The sequence below is a fragment of the Saccharopolyspora sp. SCSIO 74807 genome, from assembly GCF_037023755.1.
In the GTDB taxonomy this organism is placed as follows: Bacteria; Actinomycetota; Actinomycetes; order Mycobacteriales; family Pseudonocardiaceae; genus Saccharopolyspora_C; species Saccharopolyspora_C galaxeae.
In genome coordinates this window covers 1,811,624-1,832,632 of record NZ_CP146100.1, presented here as the reverse complement: position 1 = coordinate 1,832,632, position 21,009 = coordinate 1,811,624, and the positions used below count along the sequence as shown (strand labels likewise).

Here is a 21,009-nt window from a genome sequence, read left to right as displayed (position 1 = left end):
CGCACCGGAAGCGGATCAGGGCAGCAGCACGAGCTTTCCGCCGGGGTGGCCGTCGATCGAGAGCCGATGCGCCTCGGCCGCCTCGGTGAGCGGGAACGTCCGCGCGATCGGCAACTCCAGCCGCCCCTGCGCGGCGAGCTGGAACAGTCGCCGCCACGCGTTGCCGCGGACCTCGGTGCCCGGGTCCGCGCCGGGGCCGCCACCCACCGGCTTGATCCCGTCGTCGGCCCGGTGGAACGCGGCCGCGGTGACGATCCGCTCCGGATCCACCAGTTCCAGCGAGGTGTCGATCGCCTCGTCGGTACCGACCGCGTCGACCACGCCGACGACCTCGGACGGTGCCGCGGCGCGCACCCGATCGGTCAGTCCGGGACCGTAGGCGACCGGCGTGATCCCGCGCTCGCGCAGCGCGGCGTGCCGCGACTCGCCCGCGGTGCCGACCACTTCGGACCCCGCTTCCAGCGCCAGCTGCGCGGCCAGCAGCCCGACCGCGCCGGAAACACCGTGCACCAGCAGCGTCTTGCCGTGCGGCGTGCCGGTCAGCGAAAGCATGTGCACCGCGGTCGAGCCGGCCAGCAGCAGCCCGGCGGCGTCTTCCCAGGACACCTCCGCGGGCTTGGACACGGCGTTCGCCGCCGAGACGGTCACCGCGCTCGCGTACGCACCGGGAGCCGGGTGCACCACCACCTCGTCGCCGACCGCGAGCGGCCCGTCCTTGCCGTGGGCGTCCGGCCCGGCGGCGGTGACCACACCGGCCAGTTCGTGCCCGAGCCGCATCGGCAGCTTGCCGGGGTCCTCCCCGAACGCGCCGCTGTAGAGCTTGAAGTCGATCGGGTTCACCCCGATCGCCCGGGGCTCGACCGTCACCTGCCCCGGTCCCGGGTCGGGCACGTCGACGTCGACGACGGACAGATTCTCTGGGCCACCGAAGCCGGTGGCGACAACAGCCTTGGCCATGTCATGGCGAACACCGCCGGACACCGGGTGGATTCCCGCCGTCACCGGCTCGATCGCGCCGATCGGGTGTCGCGATGGAACCGCCGCGCTCTACGCTGCGTCGCAGGAGTTGAACGCACGGTGGCAGCTAGCCGAATCGAGGGGCGCATGTACATCGAGGAGACCGGTGCGGGCGACGGCGACATCAAGGTCACCGTCGAAGGGCAGGAGTACACCGCAGAGGCGAACTACGACCTCGATGGCGACGGCGTGGACGACACCGTGACCGTGCTGACCGACGACGGCCACGTCGCCTACATCGACGAGAACGCCGACGGCGATGCCGACGTCATGCAGACCGTGCGCGCCGACGGCACCGTCGTGGGTCAAGCCCGGTTCGATCCGGCCTCCGGCGACTGGGTCGCCGAACGGCCCGAACAACACCCCGCCCCGCCGCAGGACGAGCAGTCGATGGTGATCGACACGCCGCACGGCGACCGGCCGATCGGCCCGGCCACCGAGGACACCGACAACGACGGGAACCCGGACACCGCGGTGGTCACCACCGGCACCGCGACGCTGCTGGCCACCGACGTGGACGGAGATGGCTCGGCCGACCAGCTGGTGGAGATCGGCGACGCGGGCGAGGTCACCATCACCCAGCACACCGGCGACGGGCAGTGGACGCTCGTCGAGCAGGGCCACCTGGACCACAACGGCCGCTACACCGCCGAACCGCATCCGCCTGCCGTCGCGACCGACGACGCGACCTGGACCTTCGATCCGCCGCCCGCGCCTGCCGACGGACCCGCCGCGCGGCCCGCTCCGGGCACCGCCTGGGCCTGACGCCGCGCGCCCGCGGCGACGGCTCGCCCGGCCACGTCATCCCGATCGCGCCGTTCCCGATCGCGGCGAGCGCGAGTCGCCCGCGAATCGCTCGGCACTTACGCTGCGGCCGTGGCCTGGCTACGGCGCGCACGGTCCTCGCTGGTGCGACGGGTCCACCTGCTGGTCGCCGTCCTCGTGTTGCTGATCGGCGTCGTAGCCGCGTCGACCCTCGGGTTCTGGCAGCAGGCCGGAGCCGCGACCACCCGGCTGACCACCGTCATCCTCCCGGCCGAAACGGCCGTCACCGAGCTGAGCACTGCCTACTCGGACCAGTCCAACGCACTGGGCGGCTACCTGCTCACCCGTGATCCGTCGTTCCTGCGCACCTACCGCGATGCGCAGGCGGACGCGGCGCGGCTGACCGGGATCATCGATCTGCAGCTCGCCGACGACCCGACGACGATGCAGCTGCTGGACAGCGTCCAGGCGGCCGCCCGCGCATGGCGCGAGCAGTCCGCACGACCGCAAGTCGAGGGCAGGCCCAGTCCGGGCGGGCCGGAGCAGTCGCCGCACCAGTTCGACACGCTGCGCACCGAACTGGCCGAGCTGCACACCCGGATCGGCCGGCTGGCCTCGGACGAATCCGCCAAGGCATCGGCCGCGCGCGCCACGGCCACCTGGTTGACCACGGCCACGGTGCTGGTCGCCTTCGTCGTCGCCGCCGTAGTGGTCCTGATGCTGCGCAGATCGCTCACGAGACCGCTGCGCGCGCTGGTGTCCGACGTCGACCAGGTGGCCGAAGGGGACCTCGACCGGCAGGTCCGCGAGACGGGACCGTCGGAGCTGACCACGCTCGCCCGCGCCGTCGAGACGATGCGCGCCCGGATACTGAGCGAATCCCGCCGGATCGCGCAGATGCAGCAGGACCTGGCCCGGCACGAGGAAGCGGAGCGGCGGCGGGCCGAACAGGACTTCGCCACCGTCGTCGCAGCGCTCGACGAGGGCGTGCTCGTGGTCGGCCAGACCGGCACCATCGAGTCGGCCAACCCGGCGGCGCAGCAGGTCTTCGGCGCGTCCGAGTCCGAGATCGTCGGCTCATCGCCCGCGGCCTGGCCGGTGCACGACGAGTCCGGGGCGGTGCTGCGGCGCAACCACCTGGCGATGCCGACGCAGCAGACCGGGGAGCCGGTGAACTCCCGCGTCGTGTGCTTCGAGCGGGCCGACGGTCGCAACGTGTGGCTCGCGGTCACCTCGCGAGCGCTGAACCCGCAGGAAACGGCTCCGCACGCGGTGGTCGTCTCGTTCACCGACGTCACCGAGACCCGGGCCGCGCGGGAGCGCTTGGAGTACCAGGCCACCCACGACCCGCTCACCGACCTGGCCAACCGCACGCAGGTGCTGCGCCACTGGGCGGACGACTCGCGGACGCACCCGATCGCCGTGCTGTTCGTCGACCTGGACAACTTCAAGCTCATCAACGATTCGCTCGGGCACGCTGCCGGTGACGAAGTGCTGCGCACCGTCGGGGCACGGCTGGTGCGGGCGGTGCCGGAAGGGGCTCAGGTCGGCAGGCTGGGCGGGGACGAGTTCGTGGTGCTGGTCCTGGACGAACCCGACCACGGCGCGCTCGCCGCGCTCAGCGACCGCCTGCTGCGGGAACTGACCCGGCCGATCCACGTGGAGGGCAGGCCGCTGCACGTGAACGGCAGCATCGGAGTGCTGGTCTCGCTGCCGGACGACGGGCGGGACGGTCCGGACGTGCTGCGGGACGCGGACGTCGCCATGTACCGGGCCAAGGCGCGGGGCGGCGGTGGCCACGCGTTCTTCGACGTCGAACTCCGGGAACGGGTGCAGCGGCACATGATCTTGGAGCAGGACCTGCGGCACGCCGTTGCGCAGGACCAGCTCTGGGTCGCCTACCAACCGATCGTCGACCTGCGCACCGAAGGCACCGTCGCCGTGGAGGGACTGTTGCGCTGGCAGCACCCGGACCACGGCACGGTTTCCCCGGCCGAGTTCATCCCGCTGGCCGAACAGAGCGAGCTGATCAACTCGATCGGCGCGCACATGCTGCGCACCGCACTGCGCCAGCTCGCCGCCGAACGCGAGCGCCGCGGCGGCGAGCTGCGGCTGAACGCGAACCTCTCGCCGCGCCAGCTCAAAGACCCGCACCTGCCCGCGCTCGTCCGGCAGTCGCTCGCGGAGACCGGCCTGCCCGCGCACACGCTGTGCCTGGAGATCACCGAGAACGTGATCATGCAGGATCCCGCGGGGGCCGCGGGAATCCTGACCGGGTTGCGCGATCTGGGAGTGCACCTGGCGATCGACGACTTCGGGACCGGGTACTCCTCGCTGGCCCAGCTGCGGCGGCTGCCGCTGGACAGCCTCAAGGTCGACCGCTCGTTCGTCACCGACCTCGCCGGTTCGCACGAGCTGCACACCATCGTCAGCAGCATCATCGCGATGGCGCACTCGCTGGGCGTGGTCGTGGTCGCGGAAGGCGTCGAGACGGCTGCGCAGCTCGAGGTGCTGCGCGCGCTCGACTGCGACGAGGCGCAAGGTTTCTACTTCGGCAAACCCGGCCCGGTGGAACGACTTCGCGTTCCACCGGGCGGTTGAGCGCGGCGCCCGCGGGCGTGCGCGGCCCGGGCAACCGCCATCCGGTGGTCGATCCCGCGTCACCCGTCGTTCGCACGACTGTCCGCTTCGCCGGAAATCCTTGGTCATCATCGGCTCGGCACGGCCGAATTTTCGTCTAGACCTATGCGTCGAAGTGGTTCTGAATCGATCCCCTTATCGTTCCTGTGAGAGAACCGACACAGCTGATCTCCATTGCGAGCGCCCGGCACCGTTAGCCTCGATGCATCCCTTTTCCGCACCGCCCGTTCTCCGCGGGCGGGGCGGAGCATTCTCTGAACACGCCGGTGGCACCGTCGCCGCCGGTCCGGATTCCGGGCTGTGGCGCCCAGTCAGGAGACACGAAGCGATGACCGCATTGACCATCCCCGGTCTCGACCAGGCACCGACCACGCACGAGCGCCTGCTGTCGTGGGTGCGCGAGGTCGCCGAGCTGACCACGCCCGACCGTGTGGTGTGGTGCGACGGCTCGCAAGAGGAGTGGAACCGGCTGACCGACGAGCTGGTCGCGGCGGGCACCTTCGAACGGCTGGAGAAGAAGCCGAATTCCTTCTGGGCCGCATCGGACCCCAGCGACGTGGCGCGCGTCGAGGAGCGCACGTTCATCTGCTCCCGGGAACGCAAGGACTCGGGCGTGACGAACAACTGGATGCAGCCCGACGAGATGAAGGCGATCATGACCGAGCTCTACCGGGGCTCGATGCGCGGTCGCACCATGTACGTCATCCCGTTCTGCATGGGCCCGCTGGACGCCGACGAGCCGAAGCTGGGCGTGGAGATCACCGACACCGCCTACGTCGTCACCTCGATGCACATCATGACCCGGATGGGCTCGAAGGTGCTGGACAAGCTGGGCACCGACGGTGACTTCGTACCGGCGCTGCACTCGGTGGGCGCCCCGTTGGAGCCGGGCCAGCAGGACGTGCCGTGGCCCTGCAACGACACCAAGTACATCACGCACTTCCCCGAGGAGCGGATGATCTGGAGCTTCGGCTCCGGCTACGGCGGCAACGCGCTGCTGGGCAAGAAGTGCTACTCGCTGCGGATCGCCTCGGCGATGGCCCGGGACGAGGGCTGGCTCGCCGAGCACATGCTGATCCTCAAGCTGATCTCCCCGGAGAACAAGGTCCACTACGTCGCCGCGGCGTTCCCGTCGGCCTGCGGCAAGACGAACCTGGCGATGCTGGAACCGACCATCCCGGGCTGGAAGGTCGAGACCCTCGGCGACGACATCGCGTGGATGCGCTTCGGCGACGACGGCAGGCTGTACGCGGTGAACCCGGAGGCCGGCTTCTTCGGCGTCGCGCCCGGCACCAACTGGAAGACCAACCCGAACGCGATGCGCACCATCGAGAAGGGCAACTCGCTGTTCACCAACGTCGCGCTCACCGACGACGGCGACGTGTGGTGGGAGGACCACGAGGGCGAGCCCCAGCACCTCACCGACTGGAAGCAGCGGGACTGGACGCCGGACTCCGAGGAGAAGGCCGCGCACCCGAACTCCCGCTACTGCACGCCGATGTCGCAGTGCCCGATCCTGGCGCCGGAGTGGGACGACCCGCAGGGCGTGCCGATCTCGGCGATCCTGTTCGGTGGCCGCCGCAAGACCACGGTTCCGCTGGTCAACGAGGCGTTCGACTGGCAGCACGGCGTTTTCATGGGCGCCACGCTGTCCTCGGAGAAGACCGCCGCGGCCGCCGGCAAGGTCGGCGAGGTGCGCCGCGACCCGATGGCCATGCTGCCGTTCATCGGCTACAACGTCGGCGACTACTTCCAGCACTGGGTCAACGTGGGCAAGGAGGCCGACGCCTCCAAGCTGCCGCGGATCTTCTACGTGAACTGGTTCCGCCGCGACGAGTCCGGCAAGAAGATCGTGTGGCCCGGTTTCGGGGAGAACTCCCGGGTGCTCAAGTGGATCGTCGACCGGATCGAGGGCAACGCGGCCGCGGAGGACACCGCGATCGGGCGGGTGCCCGCGGGCGACCAGATCGACCTGTCCGGGCTGGACACCCCGCGCGCGGACGTGGACACCGCGCTGCACGTCGACGTCGAGGAGTGGAAGTCCGAGCTGCCGCTGATCGAGGAGTGGTTCGACACCATCGGTGACGACCTGCCGACCTCGATGCGCGACGAGTTCGAGGCGCTCAAGCAGCGCCTCGGCGCCTGACCTGACCAACCGGCGACAGGGCCGTCCGCGGATTCCGCGGGCGGCCCTGTCGCATTTTTTTGCGATTAATCGGAACGATTCCGCACCTGTGCGCAATGCGCGCGGCCGAATCGGTCTGGAATGCAGGTGGGTCGCGGCGCCGGCGCGGACGCCACCGCAGGCGCCGCGGCCCGCTTTGGGGGTGTGGAGCACCGGGGTCCGCACCGGCCGAACACGGTGCGGACCTCGGTGCGCGGCGGGCCGCGCTGGGCGCCGCGAAGGAAAAAGTTCGACGGAGTGGAACCGGAAGGGCACGCTGTGCGTCTTACGGAGACCGGAAAGGCCGATGCGAATGGAAAGGAGGTGATCGAAATGGCTGCTAGTGCGGCGATGATGGTGCTGGCACTGGTCGCGGTCGTGGCGGTGTGGCTGGTGCTGCGCCGAGACGACGAGGTCGTCCCCGCGCGATGCCACGGGAACGAGGCTGACAACGACACGAAGCCCATCGAGAACAAGGGACGGGCCTGATGAGGGACGGTCACGCGGTGTCGCGGGGCGGTGAGCGGAAACCCGGCTCACCGCCCCTTTCACATCGCGAGGTTCGTCCGAAGTGGACTCACTTGATGGCCCCGGTGAGCGCGAAGGCGCCGCCGAGCGAGCGCGAGACCACCAGGTACAGCGCGATCACCGGCGCGGTGTAGAGGATCGAGTAAGCCGCGAGCTGCCCGTAAGCGATCAGCCCGCCCTGCCCGAAGAAGGTGTACACGCCCACCGAGGCGGGCTGCTTGGCCGGATCCAGCAGCAGCACGAACGGCACGAAGAAGTTCCCCCACGCGGTGATGAACGTGAAGATCCCGACCACGCCCATACCGGGCGCGATCAGCGGCAGCACCACCGAACGCAACGCCTGCGCGGGCGAGGCTCCGTCCACCCACGCCGCCTCTTCCAGGCTCAGCGGCACGCCGTCCATGAAGTTCTTCGTCATCCAGATCGCGATCGGCAGCGACGTCGCGGCCAGGAACAGCATGGTGCCCGCCATCGAATCCACCAGGCCGAACCGCACGAACATGCTGTAGACCGGCACCATCACGGCGGTGATCGGCAGTCCGGTCGCGAACAGCACGGTGTAGAGGAACGGCCGCCGGAACCGCAGCTGGTAGCGGGACAGCGGGTAGGCGCACAGCACCGCGGTCAGCACCGAGACCACGGCCGCACCACCGGAGAGCAGCAGTCCGTTCCACAGTGGACGAACACTGGTCTCCCAGTTGAGCACCTGCGCGAAGTTGTCCAAGGTGAACCGTTCCGGGACCGACGCGGAAAGCGGCGCCTCCGCGTCGAACGCCGCGGTCACCAGCCACAGCAGCGGAGCCGCGAACAGCAGCGCGATCACCGCGAGCACCAGGGTGACCACAGTGGACTCGACCCGCGCACGGCTCATACTTCCTCCCGCAAACTGCGCGCGTACACCACGGCGAACAACGCGCCGACCGCCAGCAGCACCAGGGAGATCGACGCGCCGTAGCCGATCTCGTCGAGCTCGAACGCCTCGTCGTACATCAGCAGCGGCAGCGTCCGCGTCGCCGAACCCGGGCCGCCGGCGGTGAGCACGTAGATCAGCGTGAACATGCCGAGCGTCTGCAACGTGACCAGCATCAGGTTGGTCAGCACCGAACGCCGGATCACCGGCAGCGTCACGTGCCAGAACCGGCGCAGCGCACCGGCACCGTCCACTTCGGCCGCCTCGGCCAGCTCGGTCGGCACCTCGGACAGCGCGGCCTGGTAGACCAGCATCGAAAAGGCCGTGCCACGCCAGATGTTGCCCAGCACCACGGCGAGCATCGGCACGCTGTAGAGCCAATTCGCGCCCGCCCAGCCGAACGCGCCGAGGACCCCGTTCAGCGTGCCCGCCGGATTCAGGAACGCGTAGAGCGCGAACGCCGCGACCAGCTCCGGCAGCACCCACGCCGCGACCACGGCGATGCCGACGGTGTTGCGCAGCAACCGGTTCCGGTGCCGGGTCAGCACGGCGATCAGCAGTCCCACCACGTTCTGCCCGAGCACCGCGGAACCGACCGTGAACACCACGGTCAACCAAGCCGAGCGCCACGTGTCCGGGTCGCTGAACAGGCGGCGGAAGTTCTCCAGCCCCACGAACTCCGGCGAGGTCGCGGCCGCGCCGGTCAACGCGGCGTTGGTGAACGAGACGTAGAAGCTCCACAGGATCGGGCCGGCGACGAACAACCCGAGCAGCACGAACGCGGGCGCCATGGGGAGCAACCACCGCGCCGCGCGCGGCCGCCCGAGTCGTCGCTCCGTCAGGACGGCCATCAGCCGCCTCGCGTGTTCGCGGGCTCGACGATCCGCCGCACCGACTGCGTCCACTCCCGCGAGGCTTCCGCCGGATCGGTGCCGCCGACGACGTCCTGCACGGCCTGCTGGATCTCCTCGGAGATCTTCGGGTATTCCGGCAGCGTCGGGCGGAAGTGCGTGTTGTCCAGCAGTCCCAGCCAGAACCCGGCCAGCGGGTTGGCGCCGGTGAGCCGGGGATCCTGCGCTGAGTCCTCGCGGGACGGCAGGTTCCCCGAAGCGACCGCGTAGTCGGCGATGTTGTCCCGGGACAGCGCCAGCTTCACGAACTCGAAGGCATCGTCCTGCTTGCGCCCGGACGCGCTCAGCGCCAGCGTCCAGCCGCCGGAGAGCGTCACCGTGCCCGGCGGCTGCCCGTACTGCGTCGGCATCGGCGCCGCCGACATCGTCTCGGCCCAATCGCGCCAGCCCGAGCCTTCCCACTGCCCGGCGGCGAAGCTGCCGTCCAGCCGGATCGCGACCTTGCCCTGCCTGGTGAGGTCGTCGCGCAGCTTCTTGTCGTACTGTGCGTCGGCGATCTGCGCCTTGCTCTGGGTGCGGCCTTCGCCGACGGCGGTGGACAGGAACCGCATCGCGTCGGTGAAACCGCGGTTCGGCGCTACCCACTTGCCGTCGTGCAGGGTGCCGGTCGGCGTGCCCTGGAGCAGCATTCCGACCGTCTGCATGCTCACCGCCTCGCCTTCCGCCTTGCCCAGCGGCAGGTCCAGCCCGATCACGTCGGGGAAGCGCTGCTGCACCTGACGAGCGGCGTCGAGCACGTCCTGCCAGGTGCGCGGGCGCCAGTCGGCGGGCAGCCCGGCACGCGCGAACAGGTCGCGGTTGAACCAGAGCCCGCGGGTGTCGGTGTCCAGCGGAACGCCGTAGACGCGGCCGTCGGTGGCGCGGCCGGCCTGCTTGGTCACGTCGATGAACGACGACCACTCCGGCCAGCGCGCGAGCCGGTCGTCCAGCGGCGCCAAGTAGCCGGCCGCGACGTCGGAATTGACCGAGAAGCTGTCCTCGTAGAGCACGTCCGGCGCGGTCGAGGGCGAGCGCATCCGCAGTTGCAGCTTCGAGAGGTACTCGCCCTCCGGCGCGACCACCGGGTCCAGCGCGACCTCCTTGCCCGGGAAAGCCCGCTCGTACTGCTGCTCGACCCGCTGCATCAGGCGGTCGACCTGCACGACGTTGCCGTAGCGGTGGTAGGCGACGGTGATGGTGTTCGGGTCGTCGGTGGCTCCGCCGCCGCAGCCGGTCAGCACCAGCAGCGCGGCGGCAAGAGCGACGGGTAATCGCCTGCGGCGCATCGATCCTCCCCGGGCTATGTGCCCGGCGGCCGGTGCGGGAACTGAACCGGACTGCCGGTGCGGGCGAGCCGAGCGCCGAGTGCTTGCGCCCGATGTGAGATCAGGATCACACTGCACCGTAATTCCATTCGATGAAGCAAGTCAACGAATCCACCCACCTCCAGGGAGCGCCCCTAGATGCCGCAGGAGTTCTGGCAAGGCACCAACCTGCCGAAGGTGGGCGGGTTCAACCGCGCCGTCGTGCTCGACGCGATCCGCGCCAACGGCGGCGTGAGCCGCGTGGAACTGGCCCGCACGACCGGGCTCACCGCGCAGACGATGTCCAACATCGTGCGCGCGCTGATGGACGACGGACTGGTCATCGAGGACGGGCACGCGCCGTCCACCGGCGGCAAACGGCGGGTGATGCTGCGGGTCGTGCCGGACGCCTACTCGTCGGTGGGGCTGCACCTCGACCCGGAGCGGATCACCGGAGTGCTGCTGGACCTGGACGGGCGGGTGCGGCTGCGCAGCCAGCGCCGGGTGCCGCCGGGCGCGTCGCCGGAAGCCGTGGTCGGCGCGCTCGCCCGCACCTTCCACCACCTCGTGCAACGTTCCGGGATCGACGGCGGCCGAGTGCTCGGCGCGGGCCTTGCGGTGCCGGGCCCGCTGGACCGCACGCACCGGCGGCTGTTCGGGCCGCCGAACCTGCCCGGCTGGACCGAGGTGGCGCTGGCGGACCTGCTGGAGGACCGCACCGGGCTGCCGGTGGTGATGGACAACGACGCGACCGCCGCGGCCATCGGCGAGCGCTGGGCGGGCGGGGCGGACCGGGCGGGTTCGTTCGTCTACGTCTACGTCGGTACCGGCGTCGGAATCGGCGTCGTGCTGGGAGATCAGGTCTATCGGGGGACCAGCAGCAACGCGGGCGAGGTCGGGCACGTGCCGGGCGCGGGCAAGGAATGCACCTGCGGCAAGCGGGGCTGCCTGGAGGCGTACTGCTCGATGCGGGCCGTGGTGGCCGAGTGGGCGGCCGCGGGCGGCGCAGCCGACGGCTCGGTGTCCGCGGCGTACCAGCGGATCTGCCGCGAAGCCGCGGACGGCGACGACGGCGCGGTGAAGATCCTGCGCGTCGCCGCGAACCGGCTCGGTCAGACGCTGGCCACGGTCGTCAGCGTGCTCGACGTGGACCGGGTGGTGCTCGGCGGACCCGCGTTGCGGCACGCGGGCGAGCTGATCCGCGCGCGGGTCGGGAAGGTGCTCAAGGCTCAGGTGTGGGCGCCGCACGTGCGTCCGGTGCGGGTGCAGGCGGCGCTGATCGGGGAGGACGCAGGGGCGGTGGGCGCGGCCTGCCTGGTGCTCGACCACGCCTACTCGCCGCGGCTGGCGACGTTGCTCGGCGGCTGACGCGCAGCAGCAGGAGCGAACGGGCCGCTGGTCCGACCAGGTCGGACGAACGGCCCGTCGCTCGTCGCCGCTTGCCCCGCTTCGTCGAGCGGAGCGTCCGGTTCAGGCGGAAGAGGACTCGACGGCGTCGGCGACGGCGTCGCCGAAAGCGGCCATGCCGCGGGCGTTCGGGTGCAGCGGAGCGGCCACCGAGGTCGGCAGCACGCCTTCCAGGTACTTCTCATCGGGCGCGGCGCACACGTCGTGGCCCTCGCTGACCGCGGCGATGTCCACGAACTCCGCGCCGTGCGCACTGGCCTGCTCCGCCAGCACCGCGTTCATCTTGTCCACACTGGACTGCAGGTAGTCGGCGTCGCGCGCCCAGATCGGCTCCTTCGGATGGCAACCGCCCGGCCGGATGTAGGTGCCGTACCCGGCGACCACGACCTCCGCGTCGGGCGCGCGCTGCGCGATGCCGTCCAAGGCCGCGGCGAAGTCGTCGGTGACGGCGTCGATCCGCTCGGCCAGTTCGTCGCCGTGCTCGGTGAACCGGTCCGCGCAGGAGATCCCGACCGGTTCGGGCAGCGCGTTGAGGCAGCTCACCGCCGCCTGCACCAGCTGCGCGTCGTTGCCGCCGATGGTGAGGGTGACCAGGTCGGTGGTCTCCTCGAGCGCGTCGAACTGCGGCGGCAGGAAACCGTGCTGGCGACCGGTGAAGTCCTCGATCTCGGCGCCGGAGCAGGTTACGTCGGTGAGTTCGGCGCCGAGCCGCTCGGCCGCGACGCGCGGGTAGTTCATCGTGGAACGCAGGCAGGCGAGGTTCGGGTCCGGCCCCGGCACCAGCGGCCCGGCGGCCGCCGAGTCGCCCAGCGCGACGTAGTCGATGCGCTCCGCGGACTGCGCGGGGGCGGGCAGCAGCGCGCAGGACGCCGAAACCGCGAGCAACGCGGCGCAGCGCCGCAGCGCCCACTTCTTGTCCACAGTGGAGTTGGGTCGGGTGCGGGTAGCGGATCTGCGACGGCCGGGTCGATCGGGCTGGACGTCCACGGTGACCTCCGATGCTCGGTGTCTACTTGATGTAGCACGTACCGAGCTCGATTCCCGCCGCCGTTCGCGGGTTGTTCCGCGTCACCAGCATTTCGGGTGACGACCGGGAAGCGCGATCCGCCTGCCGCCGCGCCCGCTCAATGCTCCCGGCGCAGCGCCCTGGTGATGCCCGCCGCCACCGTGGTCGCCAGGATCCATCCTGCGGCGATGAGCACCACGGTGATCCACTGCGAATTGCCCTCGGCCCGCCACATCACGTCGTGCCCCAGGTTGATGATCGGTACCAGCTGGTCGACGGTGTACAGGAACGGGTTCCAGATCGGGTGGTCCTCTTCGTTGATCGGCTCCAGCCGGTGGTAGCTGAACCAGACCGTGCCGCCCACCGCGAAGGCCAGCAGCCACAGCAACGCCCGCAGCGGCCGGTACCCGTAGGCGACCGTGCTGCGCTGCAACATGCTCCACAACCGGACCGAAGGCCGCAGCAGCCGCGGGGAGGCACCGGCCAGCGCCTGGTAGCGGCGGCGCTGCTTCTCGATCAGCACCGTGACCGCGTGCTCCTCGTTGCCGTTGTTGCGGAACACCTCGGCCAGCTGGTCGTACGGACCGGGCTGGTAGCGGCCGGTGGTCGCGCGCAGCCACGACAACCGTTCCCGCACGCGCGCCGCGTCGGTGGGTTCGATCGGGTGGCTGAGGTTGTAGTACGTGAAGTCCTCGACGTCGACGCCGCGAGTCGCCGACCACGTCAAGGCGTTGTCGTCGAGCAGTTCGCACTGCGCCTGGCGCAGCACGACCCGGCCCTGCGGGGGCTGCGCGGGCAGCAGCATGATCTCCTGCGCCACCAGCCCGAACGCGTTGAAGGCGTTCGTCGAGCTCCCGTCGCCGAGCACGCAGCCCCAGAAGTTCGCCTGCCTGCCGATCACCGCCCGGCGCAGCTGCACCTCGCCTTCGGCGCGGAAGAACTGCTTGCCTTCCGCGCACACCAGGTCCCGGCCGATGCTCGCCGCACGCAGGTCCAAGGAGGACTTGTACGCCCTGCGGTGCCGGTGCCAGGCGGGTTTGAGCAGCTGCGCGGCCCGCAGATCCACGTTCGCGCCGATGTTCGCGCCCTGCAGCTGCAACGTGCCGGTGATGTCGGCTTCGCGGCAGTCGAAGTTGCTGCCCACCTGGATCCGGTTGGCCTGCACGGTGTCGGTGCGCGGCCCGGCCAGGGACGCGCGGGTCAGTTGGAAGCTGCCGTGCACGCGCACGTCGACCATCCGCATCTGGCCGTGCAGCGTCGCTCCCACGGCTTCCAGGTTGCCGAGGACTTCCGTGCCGTCGAGGTGCAGCGCGCGCATCGGCTGGTCCACCGACGCCGCCGGGGAGCGCGCCCAGCTCAGGTCGATCTGCGCGCCCGCCATCCGCAGGTCGCCGCCGATCTTGCTGCTGACCAGGCGGATCGTGCCGCCGCTGCGGAAGTTCTGGTCGAGCTGCACGTCGCCGCGGACCTCGCCGCGGTCCAGCAGCAGCGTGCTGATCGGGTCGTCGTACTGGGACTCGCCGCGCTTGGGCGGGCTGACACCGGGTTCCAGCACCGCGTCGCGCAGCCGCAGGTCGCCCTGCAGGTGCGCGCTGGGCAAGTACAGCAGCCCGGCCACGGTGAACGGCGCGCCGCTGATCCGGTCCACGTCGCCGCGCAGGCTGCCGCCGATCTGGATGCCGTTGGCGTTGAGCGCGTTGCGCCCGCGGTTGCGCAGCGCGCCACCGGAGAAGTTCAGGTTGCCGCCGATCTTCGCCCCGGGGATGCGCACCTCGCCGGAGACCTTGATCCGCTGGCCGAGCATCGCGCCCGCCACCGCCAGCCGGTCGGCGTAGATCGCGCGACCGCCGGGGTTGCGCAGCTCCGAATCGTCGAGCTGCAGCGAGCCGCCGAGTTCGGCGTCGGCCAGGTCCACCGTGCCGCCGACGCTGGTGCAGTTGCGCAGCACCGTGTCGTGGCTGGTGTGCAGGTTCCGGCCGTTGAGCCCGGGGAACCGGCAGTGCCACAGCACCAGGCCGGTCAACGTGGCCTGCCGCAGGTCCGGCCGCATGTCGAAGCGGCAGCGCACGAACTCCAGCAGGTAGGGCAGTTCGGCCGCGCGCAGGTCCAGCCTGCCGGTGATCACGGCGTCCTCGATGCGCACCACCGGCTGCTGCCCGCCGCGGCGCCAGAACGCGCGCCAACCCTGCTCGTCGGGGGATTCGACGAGTTTGCGGGTCAGGTACTCGCCGCGGATCTCCCGCTCCGGGTCGTACATGTCGGCGTGCACGTCGAGCGGGATCACCGGCGTGTCCTGGCGGCGGCCCCACGCCCTGCCCTGCCCGAGCAGGTCGTCGAGCCGCTGCTCGGCGGTCGTCGGCGCCCCGGCGTTGTCCCACGGCCTGTTCGGCACGGTCCTCCCCGACTTCGGTCCGGCACAGCTGTTGATCCGGCACAGCTGTTGATCCGGCGAATCGCCGGAACAGTAGTAGATCAACTACCACCGACAGTTCAGACGCTCGAGTTCAGCCTGAGGTTGTGACCCCCGCGGGCGACACCGCCGAGGGAGCGGTATGCCGCCGCACGGCGCAGGATCCATGCCGTCGAATGTCCGATGAGGACTCGTCGATCTCGCGTAATCTCGATATTCGCGAGAATCGATCGCCGAGTCCGATGATTTTCACGCGTGGCTGCGCGTCGGATCGAGCACCCTGGCCAGGAACGCGCGGGTGCGCTCCTCCTTCGGCGAGCCGATCACCTCGGACGGCGGCCCCTGCTCGACGATCCCGCCGCCGTCCATGAACAGCACCCGGTCGGCGACCTCCCTGGCGAACTGCATCTCGTGGGTGACCACCAGCATCGTCATGCCCTCGTCGGCGAGCCCGCGCATCACGCCCAGCACGTCGCCGACCAGCTCGGGGTCCAGAGCCGATGTCGGCTCGTCGAACAGCATCACGTTCGGATCCATCGACAGCGCCCGCGCGATCGCCACCCGCTGCTGCTGCCCGCCGGACAGCTGCGCGGGCATCGCCTCCGCCTTCTCCGCGAGCCCGACCCTGCCGAGGTTCTCGCGCGCGATCCGCTCGGCATCGGCCCGCTGCCTGCGCAGCACCTTCCGCTGCGCCACCGCGAGGTTGTCCAGCACGTCGAGGTGCGTGAACAGGTTGAAGCCCTGGAAGACCATGCCGATGTGCCTGCGCGCGGCGTCGATGTCCGCGTCCGGGTCGGTCAGCTCCACCCCGTCCACCGAGACCTGCCCCGAGGTCGGCTGCTCCAGCAGGTTCACACAGCGCAGCAACGTGGACTTGCCCGAGCCGGACGGCCCGATCACGCACACCACCTCGCCGCGCTGCACCCGCACATCGACGCCGCGCAGCACCTCCAGCGAGCCGAACGACTTGCCCAGACCGGAGATCTCGATCATCGCGTGCATCCGGTGCTCCTGTTCCGACGTGCCGGTGCTCATTGGGTACCCGACGGGACCCGGCCGCCGTAGCGGCGCTCCAGCCGGTTCGACAACCGCGACAGCGGGATCGTGATGATCAGGTAGCACAGCCCGGCCAGCAGGATCGGGGTCAGCGACTGGTACTGGGTCAACGCGGCGCGGCCGAACTTCGCGAGCTCGTACTGCGCGGTGGACAACCCGAGCAGGTAGATCAGCGACGAGTCCTTGGTGAGCAGGATCAGCTCGTTCGTCAGCGGCGGCAGGATGATCCGGAACGCCTGCGGCATCACCACCGTGACCATCGCGCGGGCGCTGGACATGCCCAGCGAGCGCGCCGCCTCGACCTGCCCGGCGGGCACCGCCTGCACCCCGGCGCGGATCGTCTCGGCCATGTAGGCCGCGCCGACCAGGCCCAGGCTCGACATCACCGTGGAGTAGATGTCGAAGACCAGCTGGAACGCGATCGGCACCCCGTAGCCCAGCGCGATGAACACCAGCAGCGCGGGCACGCCGCGGAAGAACTCGACGTAGACCGCGGCGATCCACCGGTACGGCGCCACCGAGGACAACCGCATCAGCGCGAGCACCACGCCCAGCACCAGCCCGAAACCGAAGCCGAGCGCGGTGTAGACGACGGTGTTCAGCAGCGCGCTGATGATGATCGCCGGGAATTGCGCGGCGGCGACTTCGACGTCGAAGAACGCCGAAGCGATCCGCCCCCAGTCGGCGAAGATCGCCAGCAGCACGGCCGCGAGCACCAGGATCGCGTACTGCACGCCGCGGGTGATCTTGCTGCGCTGCCGCTTGCTCATCCGCGGCGCCGTCGCGGTGTCGGTCGTGGTCATCGCCGTCCCCGGCCTCGTCCCGTGGTTCCGCCGCTCATGGCCGGTCCGGCGGCTTGCCGATCCACTTCTGGTAGATCCGGTCGTACTCGCCGTCGGCCTTGGCCTTGGCCAACGACTCGTTGACCTTCGCCAGCAGCGGCCCGTTGCCCTGCTGCACGCCGATGCCGTACTTCTCCCCGGTGGGGATCTCGGTGCTCACTTCGGTGTCCGGGTTGTTCTTGGCGAAGTGCAGCAGCACGCCGTTGTCGTTGATCGCCGCGTCGACGCTGCCGTTCTGCACGCTGGACTCCAGCAGCGCTACGTCCTCGTACTGGCGGACCTGGTAGCCGAACTCGGCCCGGTGCTCGTTGGCGTACTCCTCGCCGGTGGTGCCGAGCTGCACGCCCAGCACCTTGCCGCGCAGCGCTGCCAGCTCCTTGTCCGCGGCGCCCTTCTTGACCAGCAGCGCCTGGTCGGCGTCGAAGTACGGGTCGGAGAAGTTCATGTTCTGCTGCCGGGTGGGCGTGATCGTGATCGCCGCGGCGGCCACGTCGCACTTGCGGGTGTTGAGCGCCTCGCCGGACTGGATGCCCTCGAACGGCGTGTCGAACAGTTCCTGCTGCAGGCCCAGGTCGCGGGCGATGTAGTCCACCAGTTCCACGTCGAAGCCGACCTTCTTGCCGTCCTGGACGAACTGGAACGGCTCGTACGGCAGGTGCGTGCAGGTGGTGAGCTTGCCGGGGCGGGTGAACCGCAGCTGCCCGTCCTCGCCGACCGGGGCGATGGACTTCGCGCAGCCCGCCGCGGTGAGCAGCAGAACGGGCAGCAGGGCGAGCGCTTTCCAAGTTCTCCGACGCGCCACGACGTCTCCTAAGTGGGTCTCCTGGTGGGCGAGAACGCGAGTGCTCCGGATCCTGCCACTCGAAATGATCGGATTCTCCCGCGCGATGTTTCGAATCAGTCAATTTTTCGGCTTGCTGGGCGAAAACGCCGGTGCCGCCGGAACCGAACCGCGCGGTTCGCCGAGAACGCGCGCCGCCCGCCTTGCTGTTGCACGTCGTAGTTGCGTCCCGACCGAGATCGCGGCTGTAGTTTCATGCGCCGATCGTGGCCGGTCAACAGAAAGTTCACCACGCGGAGCTAAACTCGTGCGCTGCAAGATCACCTCCGCAGCTACGAGGTTGCTCCATTCGGACCGTCCCGCTGCACCGGTCGGAGCCGTCCGCCGTGATCACTTTTTCCGGCCGATTCCCACTTTTGCGGAAATGTGTGGGAAAGACGAACACCGCAATGGCCGATTCGGCCGCTGTCGAACGACCGTGAGCTTCGGCAGACTGCGCCGTCGACAGGGGAACGACACCGCCGAGACGAGAACAAGGAGATCAGGTCGATGACCGACGGCCACTTATCCAGCGGAGTAGCCCGGCGGCTCTCGCTCGCGGGCGCGTTGCTCGCCTGCGTGGGCTTCGCCGTACCGGCCGCCGCGGACACCGCGACGGCCGCGCCCGCAGCCGGGTTCGATGTGCTGCAGCTCAACGTTTGCCACAGCGGTTCCGCGGAGTGCCCCTCGACGGGCAACGCGGTCGAGTCCGGGATCGCAGCCGTGCGGGAGCGCGCCCCGAGGATCGTCACGATCAACGAGGTCTGCGCGCACGACGTCACGAAGATGACCCGCGAAACCGGTTACCACGCCGAATTCACCCCGGCGCGTGCCGCCGACGGCGCGCCGGCGGCCTGCACCGACGGCCGCGGCGACTACGGCATCGCGGTGCTCGCCCACCCCGACCTCGGAGCGGTCAGCGGCGCGGTCACCGAGCAGGTCTTCACCGCGCAGGACGGCACCGGGCAGCAGCGGGTCGCGCTGTGCGCACCGTTCTCCTCGTTCGCGGCCTGCACCTCGCAGCTTTCGGCGGCCGATCCGCAGGTCGCCGCGCAGCAGTGCGCGGAGCTCAGCGAGGTGGCCACCGGCCTGGGCAGGCCGACGGTGCTCGGCGGCGATTTGAACCTGCGCCACGGCGCGGCACCGGACGTGCAGGACTGCGTGCCCAGCGGTTGGGTGCGGACCGGCGACGGCTCGGTGCAGCACGTGTTCAACAGCGCCGACTTCGCCTTCGAGCGGACCGAGAACCTCCCGCTCGACGGGACCGACTACCCGGGCTTGGTCGTCGAGCTCTCGCACTGAGCGGCGAACGGGTCGGGCTGCCGCGCGTTGTACTGGACGGCCCCGCGCGGTCTCCGGGTGGCCCCCGATGCGGCAGGTCGTCGCAATCTTGCACGATTACCGCAAACGATCACCGAAGCAGGAGGAGACGATGAGCAGCCTGACCCGACCCAAGCACGGCACTTTGATCGCGGGGGTGTGCGCCGGGCTGGCCGACCGGTTCGGCATGAAGACCGGCCTGGTGCGGTTCCTGTTCATCCTGTCGTGCCTGCTGCCGGGCCCGCAGTTCGTGCTCTACATCGTGCTGTGGATCGTGATGCCCAAGAACTCCTACTGATCGAGCGGCTCAGCGCCGGGCGTGCGCGTCCAGTGCGTAGGCGATCGCGGTGCTGACCTTGGCCGCGTAGGCGAGGTCCAGCGATTCGTCCGGCACGTGGGCGTTGCTGCCCGGCCCCAGCGCCCCGGTCACCACGAACTGGGCGTCCGGGTAGGCGTCCTGCAGGATGCCCATCAGCGGGATGGATCCGCCGACGCCCATGGTGCGCCAGCCGCCCTCGAACACGTCGTCGCTGACCTCGTCCAGCGCCTCGGACAGCCACGGCTCGACTTCCGGGGCGTTCCAGCCCGCGGCGCCGTCGGAGAGCGGGAAGGTCACTTCGGCGCCGTAGGGCACGTCCGTGGACAGCGCCTTGCGCAGCGCCTCCAGCGCGGTCTCCGGGTCCGTGGTCGGCGGAGTGCGCACGCTCAGCGCGAGCGTGGTGAACGGGCGCAGCACGTTGCCCGCGTCCGCCAGCGCCGGTAGCCCCTCCGCGCCGATGACCGACACCGCGGGGCGCCAGGTGTTGTTCAACGCGAGTTCGACCTCGTCCTCGCTGACCGGGCGCATCCCTTCCCTGGTGGGCACCGAGTCACGGGTCATGCCGGGCACGGCTTCGATCGCCGCGCGAGCCTCGGCGACGCGGTTGGGCGGGATCTGCACGTTCAGCTCCGGCAGCAGCACTTCGCCGGTAGCGGAGTCCTCGACCCGGTCCAGCAGGCTGCGCAGGACGCGGAACGAGCTCGGCACGATTCCGCTGGCCATGCCGGAGTGCTGGCCGCTGTCGAGCACCCGCACCTGCACGCCCACCCGCACGTCCCCGCGCAGCGAGGTCGTCAGCCACAACCGCCGGTAGTCCGCCGCACCGGAATCCAGGCACACCACCAGCGACACGTGCCCGAGCCGGTCGGCCAGGTGCGCCACGTAGGCGGGCATGTCCGGGCTGCCGGACTCCTCACCGGTCTCCAGCACCAGCACGCATCGCGCGTGCGAGCCGCCGTGCGCGCGCACGGCTTCGATGGCGCTGATCGCGGCGTAGGGCGCATAGCCGTCGTCGACGCTGCCGCGCCCGTAGAGGCGGCCGTCGCGCACCACCGGCGTCCACGGGTCCAGGCCCTCCGACCAGCCTCCGACCGGCGGCTGCTTGTCCAGGTGGCCGTAGAGCAGCACGGTCTCCTGCACGGCTCCGGCACTGGCCGGGATGTCCACCAGCAGCAGCGGGGTGCGCCCGGGCAACCGGACTTCTTCGAGGTGCGCGCCGGGGATCCCGCGCGCCGCGATCCCGTCGCGCACGTGCGCGATCGCGGCGTCGAGGCGGCCGCCGGCCGCCCAGTCCGCGTCGTAGGCCGGCGATACCGCCGGAATCCGGACGAGGTCGCTGAGGCTGGGCAGCACCGAGTCCTGCCACGCCTGCTGCACGGTCTTGCGCACGGCGGAACGATCCATGTTCGCGATCGTATGCCCGCAGCACGCGCAGCAGGCCCGGCGCTCGCCGCGACCGGAACGCCGGGCACGACCGGCAACGTTGGCAATTTCCAACGGAGGTCGATGATCATTCGCCCGCAGTGTCGGTACCGCGATCGTTCCAAGCACGTCATTCGGACGCCCATTGCTTTGATGACCTGGCGTTTTGGCCTCGCCGACCGCGAACTA

17 protein-coding genes are annotated in these 21,009 nt (G+C 70.3%); 7 read left to right on the top strand and 10 right to left on the bottom strand.

The window, feature by feature from the left end:
- Positions 1–15 precede the first annotated feature (15 nt).
- A complete protein-coding gene (locus V1457_RS08155; protein ID WP_338602058.1) occupies positions 16–957 on the bottom strand; it encodes an NADP-dependent oxidoreductase in 942 nt (313 codons plus the stop codon).
- A 120-nt stretch (positions 958–1,077) separates the two neighbouring features.
- Between V1457_RS08155 and V1457_RS08150 the strand changes: the two genes are divergently transcribed.
- The 4 genes from V1457_RS08150 (at position 1,078) to V1457_RS08135 (ending at position 7,075) form a co-directional block, all read left to right on the top strand.
- Positions 1,078–1,782, top strand: a complete 705-nt coding sequence (locus V1457_RS08150; RefSeq protein ID WP_338602055.1) for a DUF6802 family protein — start codon at positions 1,078–1,080, stop codon at positions 1,780–1,782.
- Between the two features lie 111 nt (positions 1,783–1,893).
- Positions 1,894–4,383, top strand: a complete 2,490-nt coding sequence (locus V1457_RS08145) for an EAL domain-containing protein (RefSeq protein WP_338602052.1) — start codon at positions 1,894–1,896, stop codon at positions 4,381–4,383.
- 367 nt (positions 4,384–4,750) lie between these two features.
- Positions 4,751–6,568, top strand: a complete 1,818-nt coding sequence (locus tag V1457_RS08140) for a phosphoenolpyruvate carboxykinase (GTP) (RefSeq protein ID WP_200067949.1) — start codon at positions 4,751–4,753, stop codon at positions 6,566–6,568.
- A 351-nt stretch (positions 6,569–6,919) separates the two neighbouring features.
- Positions 6,920–7,075 carry a hypothetical protein gene (locus V1457_RS08135; protein ID WP_200067950.1) on the top strand — a complete coding sequence of 52 codons (156 nt, stop codon included), beginning with the start codon at positions 6,920–6,922 and terminating at the stop codon, positions 7,073–7,075.
- A gap of 88 nt (positions 7,076–7,163) precedes the next feature.
- On the opposite strand, the gene V1457_RS08130 is transcribed toward V1457_RS08135, so the two are convergent.
- The 3 genes from V1457_RS08130 to V1457_RS08120 are packed head-to-tail and all read right to left on the bottom strand — an operon-like array spanning position 7,164 to position 10,200.
- Positions 7,164–7,985 carry a carbohydrate ABC transporter permease gene (locus V1457_RS08130; RefSeq protein ID WP_200067951.1) on the bottom strand — a complete coding sequence of 274 codons (822 nt, stop codon included), beginning with the start codon at positions 7,983–7,985 and terminating at the stop codon, positions 7,164–7,166.
- Positions 7,982–8,875, bottom strand: a complete 894-nt coding sequence (locus V1457_RS08125) for a sugar ABC transporter permease (protein ID WP_338602048.1) — start codon at positions 8,873–8,875, stop codon at positions 7,982–7,984. The genes V1457_RS08130 and V1457_RS08125 overlap by 4 nt, the downstream gene beginning before the upstream one ends.
- A complete protein-coding gene (locus V1457_RS08120) occupies positions 8,875–10,200 on the bottom strand; it encodes an extracellular solute-binding protein (RefSeq protein WP_338602044.1) in 1,326 nt (441 codons plus the stop codon). The genes V1457_RS08125 and V1457_RS08120 overlap by 1 nt, the downstream gene beginning before the upstream one ends.
- Before the next feature lie 177 nt (positions 10,201–10,377).
- On the opposite strand from V1457_RS08120, the gene V1457_RS08115 reads away from it, so the two are divergent.
- Complete coding sequence (locus V1457_RS08115) at positions 10,378–11,586, top strand: ROK family transcriptional regulator (RefSeq protein WP_200067954.1); 1,209 nt, start codon at positions 10,378–10,380, stop codon at positions 11,584–11,586.
- Positions 11,587–11,688: 102 nt separating this feature from the next.
- On the opposite strand, the gene V1457_RS08110 is transcribed toward V1457_RS08115, so the two are convergent.
- The 5 genes from V1457_RS08110 to V1457_RS08090 all read right to left on the bottom strand — a co-directional run bounded on the left by V1457_RS08110 (position 11,689) and on the right by V1457_RS08090 (position 17,741).
- Positions 11,689–12,612, bottom strand: a complete 924-nt coding sequence (locus tag V1457_RS08110; RefSeq protein ID WP_338602039.1) for an SGNH/GDSL hydrolase family protein — start codon at positions 12,610–12,612, stop codon at positions 11,689–11,691.
- Between the two features lie 137 nt (positions 12,613–12,749).
- A complete protein-coding gene (locus V1457_RS08105) occupies positions 12,750–15,023 on the bottom strand; it encodes an oxidoreductase (protein ID WP_338602035.1) in 2,274 nt (757 codons plus the stop codon).
- Positions 15,024–15,290: 267 nt separating this feature from the next.
- Positions 15,291–16,043 carry an amino acid ABC transporter ATP-binding protein gene (locus V1457_RS08100; protein WP_304611125.1) on the bottom strand — a complete coding sequence of 251 codons (753 nt, stop codon included), beginning with the start codon at positions 16,041–16,043 and terminating at the stop codon, positions 15,291–15,293.
- Positions 16,044–16,072: 29 nt separating this feature from the next.
- The gene (locus V1457_RS08095) at positions 16,073–16,867 is read right to left on the bottom strand and encodes an amino acid ABC transporter permease (protein ID WP_338604890.1); all 795 of its coding nucleotides are present in this window, start codon (positions 16,865–16,867) and stop codon (positions 16,073–16,075) included.
- Between the two features lie 67 nt (positions 16,868–16,934).
- Complete coding sequence (locus V1457_RS08090; protein ID WP_200067956.1) at positions 16,935–17,741, bottom strand: basic amino acid ABC transporter substrate-binding protein; 807 nt, start codon at positions 17,739–17,741, stop codon at positions 16,935–16,937.
- 528 nt (positions 17,742–18,269) lie between these two features.
- Between V1457_RS08090 and V1457_RS08085 the strand changes: the two genes are divergently transcribed.
- On the top strand, positions 18,270–19,061 hold the full coding sequence (locus tag V1457_RS08085; RefSeq protein ID WP_200067957.1) for an endonuclease/exonuclease/phosphatase family protein: 792 nt from the start codon (positions 18,270–18,272) through the stop codon (positions 19,059–19,061).
- Between the two features lie 130 nt (positions 19,062–19,191).
- Positions 19,192–19,377: a PspC domain-containing protein gene (locus V1457_RS08080; RefSeq protein WP_200067958.1), complete on the top strand. Its 186-nt coding sequence runs from the start codon at positions 19,192–19,194 to the stop codon at positions 19,375–19,377.
- Between the two features lie 9 nt (positions 19,378–19,386).
- On the opposite strand, the gene V1457_RS08075 is transcribed toward V1457_RS08080, so the two are convergent.
- Complete coding sequence (locus V1457_RS08075; RefSeq protein WP_338602026.1) at positions 19,387–20,802, bottom strand: M20/M25/M40 family metallo-hydrolase; 1,416 nt, start codon at positions 20,800–20,802, stop codon at positions 19,387–19,389.
- Positions 20,803–21,009 lie beyond the last annotated feature (207 nt).